This window comes from Tessaracoccus yangjingae, assembly GCF_055326235.1.
In genome coordinates, this window is sequence record NZ_JBUZNN010000003.1 from 245032 (window position 1) to 256985 (window position 11954).

At 69.2% G+C, this 11954-nt stretch carries 10 protein-coding genes; 4 read left to right on the plus strand and 6 right to left on the minus strand.

What is annotated here, in order from left to right:
- Window positions 1–32 precede the first annotated feature (32 nt).
- Both ACZK5D_RS06400 and ACZK5D_RS06405 read left to right on the plus strand, forming a co-directional pair.
- Window positions 33–518 (plus strand): DedA family protein, encoded by a 486-nt coding sequence (locus tag ACZK5D_RS06400; protein ID WP_463664679.1) that lies wholly within the window; start codon window positions 33–35, stop codon window positions 516–518.
- 39 nt (window positions 519–557) lie between these two features.
- Entirely contained in the window at window positions 558–1703 is a 1146-nt protein-coding gene (locus ACZK5D_RS06405; protein WP_463664680.1) for a magnesium and cobalt transport protein CorA, read from the plus strand.
- A gap of 15 nt (window positions 1704–1718) precedes the next feature.
- Here the strand turns inward: ACZK5D_RS06405 and ilvD are convergent, their stop codons facing one another.
- Together ilvD and ACZK5D_RS06415 are read right to left on the minus strand one after the other, a co-directional pair.
- Entirely contained in the window at window positions 1719–3557 is a 1839-nt protein-coding gene (gene ilvD, locus ACZK5D_RS06410) for a dihydroxy-acid dehydratase (RefSeq protein WP_463664681.1), read from the minus strand.
- A gap of 97 nt (window positions 3558–3654) precedes the next feature.
- A complete protein-coding gene (locus ACZK5D_RS06415; RefSeq protein ID WP_463664682.1) occupies window positions 3655–4452 on the minus strand; it encodes a sulfurtransferase in 798 nt (265 codons plus the stop codon).
- A 136-nt stretch (window positions 4453–4588) separates the two neighbouring features.
- On the opposite strand from ACZK5D_RS06415, the gene ACZK5D_RS06420 reads away from it, so the two are divergent.
- Window positions 4589–6520 carry an oxidoreductase gene (locus tag ACZK5D_RS06420; RefSeq protein WP_463664683.1) on the plus strand — a complete coding sequence of 644 codons (1932 nt, stop codon included), beginning with the start codon at window positions 4589–4591 and terminating at the stop codon, window positions 6518–6520.
- Between the two features lie 9 nt (window positions 6521–6529).
- Here the strand turns inward: ACZK5D_RS06420 and ACZK5D_RS06425 are convergent, their stop codons facing one another.
- The 4 genes from ACZK5D_RS06425 to ACZK5D_RS06440 all read right to left on the minus strand — a co-directional run bounded on the left by ACZK5D_RS06425 (window position 6530) and on the right by ACZK5D_RS06440 (window position 11012).
- A complete protein-coding gene (locus ACZK5D_RS06425) occupies window positions 6530–6940 on the minus strand; it encodes a pilus assembly protein CpaE (protein WP_458993767.1) in 411 nt (136 codons plus the stop codon).
- Window positions 6941–7078: 138 nt separating this feature from the next.
- Window positions 7079–9934, minus strand: coding sequence for a vitamin B12-dependent ribonucleotide reductase (locus ACZK5D_RS06430; RefSeq protein ID WP_463664684.1), 2856 nt, complete (start codon window positions 9932–9934; stop codon window positions 7079–7081).
- A gap of 52 nt (window positions 9935–9986) precedes the next feature.
- Complete coding sequence (nrdR, locus tag ACZK5D_RS06435) at window positions 9987–10502, minus strand: transcriptional regulator NrdR (protein ID WP_458993765.1); 516 nt, start codon at window positions 10500–10502, stop codon at window positions 9987–9989.
- Between the two features lie 177 nt (window positions 10503–10679).
- Window positions 10680–11012: a hypothetical protein gene (locus ACZK5D_RS06440; RefSeq protein WP_463664685.1), complete on the minus strand. Its 333-nt coding sequence runs from the start codon at window positions 11010–11012 to the stop codon at window positions 10680–10682.
- 199 nt (window positions 11013–11211) lie between these two features.
- Here ACZK5D_RS06440 and lexA point away from each other — a divergent pair, with 199 nt between their 5' ends.
- Window positions 11212–11946, plus strand: coding sequence for a transcriptional repressor LexA (gene lexA, locus ACZK5D_RS06445; protein ID WP_463664686.1), 735 nt, complete (start codon window positions 11212–11214; stop codon window positions 11944–11946).
- The last annotated feature ends 8 nt before the right edge of the window (window positions 11947–11954 follow it).

Below are 11954 nucleotides of genomic sequence, written 5' to 3' on the forward strand. Positions count from 1 at the left end.
CTGGGCGCTCCGCCATCGACTCCTGGAGTGCCATGTTCGACCCCACCACCTGGGACGCGCCGTTCGGCGTCGTGGTGCTGGCTCTCTTCGTCATCGTGATGCTGCGCGCCAACGGCACCTACTGGCTGGGGCGAGCGATAGCCGCGGGAGCCAGCCGGAGCCGATGGGTGAAGCTGCTGGAGTCCCGGCACTACGCCACCGGGGCCCGCTGGCTCAACAGGTGGGGCGCCCCCGCCGTGTCGCTGTCGTTCCTCACCATCGGGATCCAGACCATGGTCAACCTGGCCGCCGGGGTGGCCCGGATGCCGCTGCGCCGCTACCTCCCCGCCGTCACGGTCGGCTGCCTGATGTGGGCATTCATGTACGGCACGGTGGGTTTCATCGGCTGGGTGGCGGTGGTGGCGCTCTGGGAGCGGTCCCCCGCGCTGACGGTGACGCTGCTGGCGCTGGCCGTGGCGGGGGTCGCCTGGGCGCTCGCGCGCCGCGACCGGACACCCGTGGCCGCCCCGGCGGAGTAGGCTCGCCGGCGTCGCACCTGATTCCCGCGAGGAGACGCCATGGCCGATACGGGTCGCACCGACCGTCTGCTGCGTTCGCTGCGCCTCCGGCCCACCGTCCCGGACGCGCCTGCCCTCCCCGTCGCCGAGCCGGAGCCGGACCGGAACTCCGCCCGCACCGGCGTGACGTCCATCGTCGACGCGGGCATCTACGTGGCCGGTCGGCGGATCGCGACCCCAGCCACCTTCGACGAGGCGTTCAACCTGCTCGACGAGCATCCCGAGGGCTTCGCGTGGATCGGCCTGTACCGGCCGCGACACTCCGACATGGCGCTCCTGGCCGCCGAGTTCCGGCTCAGCCCGCTCGCGGTCGAGGACACCATCACGGCCCACCAGCGGCCCAAGTTCGAGCGCTACGAGGACGTGCTGTTCCTGGTGCTGCGGGCGGCGCAGTACATCGACCGGAGTGAGACGGTCGACTTCGGCGAGGTGCACGCCTTCGTCGGCGACCGGTTCGTGGTCACCGTGCGGCACTCGGAGACGCCCGACCTGACGCGGGTCCGGAAGGAACTGGAGGCCACGCCGTCGGTGCTCGCCAAGGGGCCGAGCGTGGTGCTGCTGCGCCTACTCGACGGCATCGTCGACGACTACACGCCCGTCGCGATGGGCATCGAGAACGACATCGACGAGATCGAGACCCAGGTGTTCACGGGCAGTTCGAGAGTGTCGCGGCGGATCTACCAACTCTCGCGTGAGGTCATCGACTTCCAGCGGGCCGTCCGCCCCCTCAAGCAGATCATCGAGGGCGTCCGGGCGGACCGCGTGTTCGCCTCCGCGGGCGAGCGCCGACGCCAGGAGTTGCGCGACATCGAGGATCACGCCATCGCCATGATCGAGCGCGTCGACGCCCTCCGGGAGACCCTGAAGGGCACGCTGGACCTCAACATCTCGCTCCAGGCGCAGCGCCAGAACGAGGAGATCAGCAACATGACCGCCGCCAGCCTCAAGCAGGCCGAGGAGACCCGACGGATCGCGGCCTGGGCCGGCGTGCTGTTCGTACCGAGCCTGGTCACCGGCACCTACGGCATGAACTTCGCCGCCATGCCGGAGCTCGAGTGGGCATGGGGCTACCCGTTCGCGCTCGTCCTCATGCTCGCCTCGGGCATCGCGATGTACACGGTGTTCAAGCTGAAGGACTGGCTGTAGCCCCCACCCCGACACTCACGCCAGCTTGCGGGCCGCGCCCTTGTCCGCGGACTGCGCCAGCATCCCGAAGATCTTCAACGCCGTGGAGACCTCACGCTCGCGGGACTTCGGCGCCCAGCCTGCGGCGTCCTGGGCGGACCGCCGGGCGGCGAGGGTGTCCTCGTCCACGTTGAGGGTCAGCGAGCGGTCGGGGATGGAGATGGTGATCGTGTCGCCGTCCTCGATCAACCCGATGGCGCCGCCCGAGGCCGCCTCCGGCGAGACATGGCCGATGGAGAGGCCCGACGAGCCACCCGAGAACCGGCCGTCGGTGATGAGCGCGCACTTGGGGCCGAGGCCGAGCGCCTTGAGGTAGGACGTGGGGTACAGCATCTCCTGCATGCCGGGCCCGCCCTTGGGGCCCTCGTAGCGGACGATCACGATGTCGCCCGGCTGGATCCGCTTGCCCAGGATGGCCTCCACCGCGTCGTCCTGGGACTCGGTGACGACGGCCCTGCCCGTGAACTCCCACTGGTCCTCCGGCACGCCGGCGGTCTTGACGATGGCGCCGTCGGGCGCGAGGTTGCCGGTGAGGACCGCGAGGCCGCCGTCGACGGTGTAGGGGTGCTCCACAGACCGGATGCAGCCGCCCTCGGCGTCGGTGTCGAGGCTCTCCCAGCGGTTCGTCGACGAGAAGGCCTCGGTCGTGCGCACGCCTCCCGGGGCGGCGTGGAACAGCTCGATGGCCTCAGGCCGGGCCTTGCCGCTGCGGATGTCCCAGCCCTCCAGCCACTCCCTCATGGTGCGCGAGTGCACGGTGGTGACGGTGTCGTCGAGCTTGCCGCCGCGGTACAGCTCGCCGAGGATGGCGGGCACGCCGCCGGCGCGGTGCACGTCCTCCATGTAGTACTTCGCCGAGTTGGGAGCCACCTTCGCGAGGCAGGGGGTCACCCGGGAGATGGCGTCGATGTCGGCCATGGTGAAGTCGACCCCCGCCTCCTGCGCGGCGGCGAGCAGGTGCAGCACGGTGTTGGTGGATCCGCCCATGGCCACGTCGAGCTTCATGGCGTTGGAGAACGCGGCCTTGGTGGCGATGGACAGGGGCAGGACGGAAGCGTCCTCCTCGTCGTACCAGCGCCGGCACAGCTCGACGACGAGGCGCCCGGCCTCCTGGAAGAGGCCCTTGCGCGCCGACGCGGTGGCCAGCGTCGACCCGTTGCCGGGGAGCGCGAGGCCGACGGCCTCAAGCAGGCAGTTCATCGAGTTGGCGGTGAACATGCCGGAGCACGATCCGCAGGTGGGGCAGGCGTTCTCCTCGATGCGGCTGAGCTCGTCGTCGGTGACGTTGGGGTCCACGGCCGAGACCATGGCGTCGACCAGGTCAAGCGACTTCACCACGCCGTCGTCGTGGACCACTGCCTTGCCCGCCTCCATGGGCCCGCCGGAGACGAACACGGCCGGGATGTTGAGCCGCAGGGCCGCGAGGAACATCCCGGGGGTGATCTTGTCGCAGTTGGAGATGCACACCAGCGCGTCCGCGCAGTGCGCGTTGGCCATGAACTCGACGGAGTCGGCGATGAGCTCGCGGCTGGGCAGCGAGTAGAGCATGCCCCCGTGGCCCATGGCGATGCCGTCGTCGACGGCGATGGTGTTGAACTCCCGGCCGACGCCGCCCGCCTCGGCGATGGACTCCGAGACGAGTTTGCCCATGTCGCGGAGGTGGACGTGGCCGGGCACGAACTGGGTGAAGGAGTTGGCCACGGCCACGATCGGCTTGCCCCAGTCCGAGTCCGTGATTCCCGTGGCGCGCCAGAGGGCGCGCGCGCCCGCCATGTTGCGGCCGTGGGTGGTGGTGCGGGACCGGAGTGCCGGCATGGGGATCCTCCAAGGGCGTGGACGTATCCGCTCAGGATACCCGGCAGGTCCTGCCCCGGGGGTGGCCGTCTTACGCCGCGGGGCGCCCGTCCTTGCCTTACTCCCCCGTCGCGACCGGGCGCGAGGTGTGGCTGTACTGGCTCCACGAGCCCGAGTACAGCCGACCCCGGCCCAGGCCGGCGTGCTCCATCGCGATGAGGTTGTGGCAGGCGGTGATCCCGGACCCGCAGTAGGAGATGACCTGGGAGGCGTCGTCGACGTCGGCGAACCGTTCCCGGAGCTCATCGGGGGTTCTGAATCGGCAGTCGTCGGTGAGGTTGCCGGTCATCGGGAAGTTGCGGGCGCCCGGAATGTGGCCGGCCTTGGGGTCGATCGGCTCCGTCTCGCCCCGGAACCGCTCCGCGCCGCGCGCGTCGATCACGAACGCGCCGGCGGCGGCGTCGTCGATGTCGGCGAGGGCGGCGTCGGGCCAGGAGGTGACCGGGAACTCGGCGCGGAGGGGTCGCGGCGTGTCGGTGCTGAGGTCGCCCTCCCAGGCCTGGAGCCCGCCGTCGAGGAGGGCGGCGTCGTGGCCGAGGATGCGCAGCAGCCAGACCAGGCGTCCCGCCATGGCCCCGCCCGCGTCGTCGTAGGCCACGACGGTGTCGCGGCCCCCGATGCCGAGGTGGCTCAGCCCCTCTGCGAAGGTGGCCGGGTCCGGCAGCGGGTGCCGCCCCCGGTGCGGCGACGGCGGGTCTGCCAGCACGTCGTCCATGGGCACGAACACCGCCCCCGGGATGTGCCCGGCGGCGTAGGCGTCGCGGCCTGAGCGCCCATCGAGGTAGTGCCGCACGTCGGCGACGATCGCGTCGGGATGCGCCGCGAGCCAGTCAAGGTCGATCACGGGAGGAATCACGTGCCCAGCCTATTCCCCGGCCATGTCGGGGTTGAGGCGGACACTGCGCCCGCGAGGACCCGACCCCGGACAAGGCGACGACTTTGTCACGAACTAACGTGGGTTCAGTCGGCCGCGACACCGGAAGAAGGCTTCGATGACGAACTTCGCTCACCTGCTGTCACCCATCACGATCGGCAGCCTGACCCTCGACAACCGCTTGCTGCTCACACCGATGGGCACCGAACTCGGCACGCACGACGGGAAGTCGACGCCGGCCGAGGCCGCCTACTACGCAGCGCGCGCCAAGGGCGGGACAGGGCTGGTCATGACGGGCATCAACTTCGTCTCCGGCACCTTCGACCCGATCGCGCCAGGCCTGGCCCGCATCGACACCGACGAGCACACGGCGGGCATCAAGGCCATCGCCGACGCTGTGCATGCCGCCGGCGGGAAGCTTGCCCTCCAACTGACGATGGGCCTCGGCCGCAACAACCAGTACTGCCAGAGCCTGGACATGGAGCCTCGCTCCTCGTCGGACAACACCTGGTTCTTCGACCCCTCCGTCATCTGTTCACCGCTGACGGTCGAGGAGATCGCGACGATCATCGCCGACACCGGCCGGGCCGCCCGCCGCGCCTTCGAGGCAGGTGCGGACATGATCGACATCCACGGCCACACCGGCTATCTGGTGGACCAGTTCATGAGTTCATGCTGGAACCGCCGCACCGACGAGTACGGGGGCTCGGTGGAGAACCGCTGCCGGTTCGCCGCGGAAGCCATCGCCGCGGTGAAGGAGAACGCGCCGGGGCTGCCCGTGAGCTTCCGGATCTCCGTCAACCACCGGTTCCCGGGCGGCCGCACCGCCGAGGAGACCATCCCGATCGTGCAGGAACTGGAACGCGCCGGGGTCGACCTCCTCATCTGCGACGACGGGTCCTACGAGGCGATGGACTACGTCTTCCCGCCCTACTACCTCGGCGACAACTGCATGGTCAGCGCGGCGGAGTCGGTCAAGCCCCACGTGGGCATCCCGGTCGCGGCGTGCGGCAACATCACCCCGGCGAACGGCGAGGAACTGCTGGCTCGTGGCGTGGCGGACATGATCGGCATCGGACGAGGACTCATCGCAGACCCGGACATCATCGTGAAGATCAAGGCCGGCGAGGAGTCGCGTATCCGCCCCTGCATCCGCTGCAACCAGCTGTGCACCGGCAACGCGTTCAACGGCAAGGCACTCGGCTGCGCCGTCAACCCCGAGGTCAGTCACGAGCACGAGTGGCGCATCACGCGCACAGACACGCCACGGCGGATCGCGATCGTCGGCGCAGGGCCCGCCGGGTTGGAGGCGGCCCGCGTGGCAGGGCTGCGTGGCCACACCGTCGACGTCTATGAGAAGGCGGACCACCTCGGGGGCGTGCTCTTCCCGGCTGCCACGCCGGACTTCAAGCGCGAGCTGCGCAAGATGATCGACTGGTGGGCCGGCGAACTCGCCCCCCTGGCCAACGTGACCGTGCACCTCAGCCACGAGATCGGCCCGGACTCGCCGGAGCTCTCGGAGGCAGACGAGGTGATCGTGGCCACGGGCTCGTCGCCGCTCGTCCCTCCGATCCCAGGCATCGGGAAGCCGAATGTCATGGAGGTCATCGAGGCCCACACGGGCGGCCGGCCGGGCCGGCGGGTCGTGGTGTGCGGTGGCGGGCTCTCCGGGGCGGACCTCGCCCTCGAACTCGCGGAGGACGGTCACGAGGTCACGCTGGTGGAGATGGTCGACGAGATCGCCCGGGACATGTTGTTCCTCAACCGGGTCTCGCTCCTCCGTTCCCTGGATGAGTACGGCGTCCGCGTACTCACCGGGCACACCGTGAGCGAGGTCACCGACGAGGGCGTAGTGGCGAGCGGGCCGGAGGGTGAGGTGCTGCTGTCATGCGACACCGTCGTCACCGCCTTCGGCGTGCGGCCCGCGACCTCGCTACCGCTGGCGCTCGCCGCACTGGGGCCGAAGGTGCACCCGGTCGGGGACTGCGTCTCGCCACGCAAGGTGGGCGACGCCATCAACGACGCGTACGTCCTCGCCTACTCCCTCTAGCGGGAGCGCTCAGCGGGTCGCCTCGACCAGGGCGAGCAACGCGGCCGCGTAGGCCTCCGCGGGGTCATCGTCGATGAAGGAGCGCGCCGGCTGGCCCGGGATCTCGATCACGACGGCGTACTCCCCCGTCGTCGAGCGGCCCAACGACCGGAACGTGCCGCCGAGCAGGTCCCGCAGCTGGTCCTCCCGTGGCAGCCACAGCGCCTTGTCCGCCGGCACTGAGTCCAGCGCCCACTCGGTGGTGCCATTGAACGCGAGCAGGGTCCCCGTGGAGTGTTCCCGGGCCTCGACGACCATGTTGGCGAGGGTGAAGACCTCGTTCTCCAGGTCGGTGGCCCGGACGACGAACCGGTCCCCCTCGCCCGGCCGCCACGAGATCCCCGACTCCGCCAGGCGTTCGGCGGTGCGCACTGAGATCATCTTCGGCTCCTCATCGATTCGGGCTGCTCTCCTGCATGCCCATTGTGCCGGTCGACGCAAGGAACGCCGCGAGGGGGCGCACACCCAGAAGGTGCGCGCCCCCTCGTCACGGAGCGTTGCCGCGCGGTGCGCAGCTGGTCAGCTGCAGCCGCTGGTGGAACCGCAGCCCTCGCACACGTAGCACGAGCCGCTGGGCCGCATCTTCGTGCCGCACGTCATGCACAGGGGCGCGTCCACCTCGCGGCCGGTCAGCGACTCCATGAGCTCCGCCGTGGTGTGCGCGGTGCTGAAGTCCGAGGGCGACGGGGCGTCGATCAGGGAGGGCTGGCGGGCGCCGTCCACCTTGAAGTTGTCCCCGGCGTCGTTGCGGAGCGACACCGCCTCCGGCATCGCGGCCTCGTCCTCCTCGGAGAGGTAGGAGCCGGTCTCGACGTAGCGGGCACGCTCCGAGGCCGTGTAGATGCCCAGCTCGGCGCGGTCGTCGAAGCTGAGGTAGTCCAGCGCGAGGCGACGGAAGATGTAGTCCATGAAGGACTGCGCGATCCGGATGTCCGGGTCGTCGGTCATGCCGGCGGGCTCGAACTTCAGGTTGGTGAACTTCTGTACGAAGCTCTCCAGCGGCACGCCGTACTGGAGGCCGATCGACACCGCGATCGAGAAGGCGTCCATGACGCCGGCCAGGGTTGAACCCTGCTTGCCGAGCTTGAGGAACACCTCACCGATGCGGCCGTCCTGGTAGGCGCTGGAGGTCATGTACCCCTCGGCGCCGCTTACCGCGAAGCTGGTGGTCCGCGACGCGCGCGACTTCGGCAGGCGCTGGCGCTTGGGGCGGTACTCGATGCGGACCTCGGGCTCGGCCTTCTTCTCCTCCTTGGTCTCCTTCTTGCCGTCGGAGAGCGGCTGGCCCACCTTGCAGTTGTCGCGGTAGACCGCGAGCGCCTTCAGACCCAGCTTCCAGCCCTGGAGGTAGACGTCCTCGATCTCCTCGACCGTGGCCGTCTCGGGCAGGTTCACCGTCTTGGAGATGGCGCCCGAGAGGAACGGCTGGACCGCCGCCATCATCCGCACGTGGCCCATCGGCTTGATGGAGCGCGCGCCCATCGCCGTGTCGAACACCTCGTAGTGCTCCGCGGCGAGGCCGGGGGCGCCGATCACGTGGCCGTTGGCGCCGATGAACTCGACGATGCCGTCGATCTCCTCGGAGCTGTAGCCCAGGCGCTTCAGGGCACGCGGGATGGTCTGGTTGACGATCTGCATGGACCCGCCGCCGACGAGCTTCTTGAACTTCACCAGCGAGAAGTCCGGCTCCACCCCGGTGGTGTCGCAGTCCATCATGAAGCCGATGGTGCCGGTGGGCGCCAGCACGGAGGCCTGCGCGTTGCGGAAGCCGTTCTTGGCACCCAGCGTGACCACCCGGTCCCACTCACGGGTGGCGACGGTGTGCAGCGCCCGGTCGTCCGCAAGGACGCGCAGGTCGTCGTTGGCGGCCTGGTGCTTGCGCATCACGCGCTGGTGCGCCTCCGCGTTGAGCGCGTAGCCGTTGTACGGGCCGACGACGGCGGCCAGTTCGGCCGAGCGACGGTAGGACGTGCCGGTCATGATCGACGTGATCGCCGCGGCGGTCGAGCGCCCGCCGTCGGTGTCGTAGCCCTTGCCCATCGCCATGAGCAGCGCGCCGAGGTTGGCGTACCCGATGCCCAGCTGGCGGAAGTTGCGGGTGGTCTCGCCGATGGGCTCGGTGGGGAAGTCCGCGAAACAGATGGAGATGTCCATCGCCGTGATGATGAGCTCCACCGCCTTGACGAAGAGCTCGGCGTCGAAGGTGCCGTCGGCCTTGAGGAACTTGAGCAGGTTCAGCGAGGCCAGGTTGCACGACGAGTTGTCGAGGCTCATGTACTCCGAGCACGGGTTCGACGCGGTGATGGGGCCGGTGACCGGGTTGGTGTGCCAGTCGTTGATGTGATCGTGGTACTGGATGCCGGGGTCCGCACACTCCCAGGCCGCCGTGGCGATCTTGCGGAACAGGTCCTTGGCGTCCACCTCCTCGATGACCGAACCGTCGGTGCGCGAGCGCAGGCCGAAGCTGGTTCCGGCCTCGACGGCGTTCATGAACTCGTCGGTGACCCGCACGGAGTTGTTGGCGTTCTGGTACTGGACCGAGGTGATGTCCTTGCCGCCGAGGTCCATGTCGAAGCCGGCGTCGCGGAGGGCGCGGATCTTGTCCTCCTCGCGCGCCTTGGTCTGGACGAACTCCTCGATGTCGGGGTGGTCGACGTCCAGCACCACCATCTTCGCCGCACGCCGGGTGGCGCCGCCTGACTTGATGGTGCCGGCCGACGCGTCCGCCCCACGCATGAAGGACACGGGCCCGGAGGCCGTCCCGCCCGAGCTGAGCAGCTCCTTCGACGAGCGGATGCGAGACAGGTTGAGCCCTGCGCCGGAGCCGCCCTTGAAGATGAAGCCCTCCTCCTTGTACCAGTTGAGGATCGAGTCCATCGAGTCGTCGACGCTGAGGATGAAGCAGGCGCTGACCTGCTGCGGCGAGGGGGTGCCGACGTTGAACCAGACCGGGGAGTTGAACGAGAAGTACTGGTTGAGCAGCATCCAGGTGAGCTCGTGCTCGAAGATCTCGGCGTCCTCGTCGGAGGCGAAGTAGGCGTAGTCCCGCCCGGCCTTGGCGTAGGTCTTCACCACCCTGTCGATGAGGGTGCGCAGGCTGTCTTCACGCTGCGGGGTGCCCAGGGCGCCGCGGAAGTACTTGGTGGTGACGATGGTGGACGCGTTCACGCTCCAGGACGAGGGGAACTCGACGCCGCGCTGCTCGAAGACCGTCTCTCCGGTGCGCCAGTTGGTCTGCACCACGTCGCGGCGGTCCCACTCCACCTCGTCGTACGGGTGGACACCCTGCTTGGTGAACACGCGCTCGATGACGAGCCCCTTGCCCTGCGCGGACCCCTTCGTTCGCGTGGCGCGTGCTGCTGCTGTCGTGGTCATAGTTCTTCCCCTCGATCTTCCTGGTGTGCTGGGTGATGCTGCTGAATGTGTGTCAACTGATGAGCGGCTGCTGCGCCGACGCGACTTCGATGGGGACCGCGCCCGCGCGGAGTTCCTTCTCCGAGGCGCTGAGCCGGAGCAGGTCGATCTCGCGTTGGAAGTCGTCCACTGAGTCGTAGTTCTTGTACACGCTGGCGAAGCGCAGGTAGGCCACGGAGTCCAGTTCCTCGAGCGGGCCGAGGATGGCCACACCGATCTGCTCGGCCGGGATCTCCGCCTGGCCCGACGAGCGCAGTGACTCCTCGACGCGCTGGGCGAGCGCGGCCAGCTGTGCAGCCGTCACCGGCCGCCCCTTGCAGGCCTTGGACACGCCCTTGATGACCTTGTCCCGGGAGAACGACTCGACCACGCCGGAACGCTTCACCACGGTCAGTACGATCTGCTCGACGGTGGTGAACTTGCGCTCGCAGACGGGGCAGAACCGCCTCCGCCGGATGGCCGAACCGTCGTCTGCCGCGCGCGAATCCGACACCTTGGTGTCGGCGTTGCGGCAGAACGGGCAGTGCATGACCGGCGGACCTTCCCTGGGCGACAGCGGAGGGCCAACCTTGCCACGCTATGGCCGAGACCACAACTTGTAGGGAAATGACACCGCTGCAACTACTAGATATAGGGACAGCCTAGGCGCGGCCTGGCGCAGAGGCAAGGGCGAAACGCCCATGGATCCAGCCGGAATCCGCGGGATTCAGGGCGAGACGTGCGCCCAGGCGGGATCCCCGGCGACGTAGCGGACGGCCGGGTCCGGCTGGGCCATGCTGAGGAACTGGGCGCCCGTGACCGCGACACCGACCGCGGCCAGCAGGCCCACCGCCGCGACCTTCACCGCCAGCAGCGGAGACACGCGTGCCGGCCGCGACACCTGGCAGGAGGCGACGACGCCTACCCTCCCCGGAGCGACGGGCCTGGCGGGGTGGGCCTGCGGGCCGACCTGCGCGGAGCGGCCTGACGGCGCGGCGGTGACGACCCGACGCGCGCCCGCGTCGACAACCTGGAAGCGAACCGTGCTGGTGGCGGTCATGGCAACCTCACTCCTCGTAGAACGTCTGTTCGATATGAACTCTAGCGGATCCGCCGCCCGAATGAAACACCCGTTCTAGCCGGGCGCCTCTTCGTGGCGACCTGCACAGTCCATCGCCGACCACTGACAGTTTCTGCGGCATGCGCGACACACCGGCCGCATTTAGAACACACGTTCGCGGCCGCAGTAGGCTGTGCTCATGGCTGATGAGACGAAACGCCCCAAGCGGGGCCGCCCCACGAACGCATCCATCGAGGCCGAGTTCGGCAACATCGCGTCCTTCCCGGACGGCCCCGAGAACTCATACGGCCTCACCACCCGGCAGCTGGCCATCCTGCGCGTCGTGCAGCAGTCCATCGAGGAGGTCGGCTATCCCCCGAGCATCCGCGAGGTGGCCCAGCGGGCGGGCCTCGCCTCGACGTCGAGCGTCACGTACCAGCTGAAGGTGCTGGAGGAGAAGGGGTTCCTCCGCCGGGATCCGCACCGCCCCCGGGCCGTGGTGGTGACCATGCCCGGCGAGGCCGAGATGGACTCCACCCAGAGCTTCGACGCCACCCCCCGCTCGGTCACCGCGCCCCTGCTCGGCCGGATCGCGGCCGGCGGCCCCATCCTCGCCCAGGAGCAGGTGGAGGACGTGTTCGCCCTCCCCAAGCAGCTCGTGGGAGACGGCCAGGTGTTCCTCCTCGAGGTACGCGGGGACTCCATGATCGACGCGGCCATCTGCGACGGCGACTGGGTGGTGGTGCGCCAGCAGCCCGACGCCCACAACGGCGACATCGTGGCCGCCCTCCTCGACGACGAGGCAACGGTCAAGACGTTCAAGCGCAAGGACGGCCAGGTGTGGCTCTTGCCGCACAACCAGGACTACTCCCCCATCGACGGCACGCACGCCACCATCATGGGCAAGGTGGTCGCGGTCCTGCGGAGGCTCTAGGAGACCGC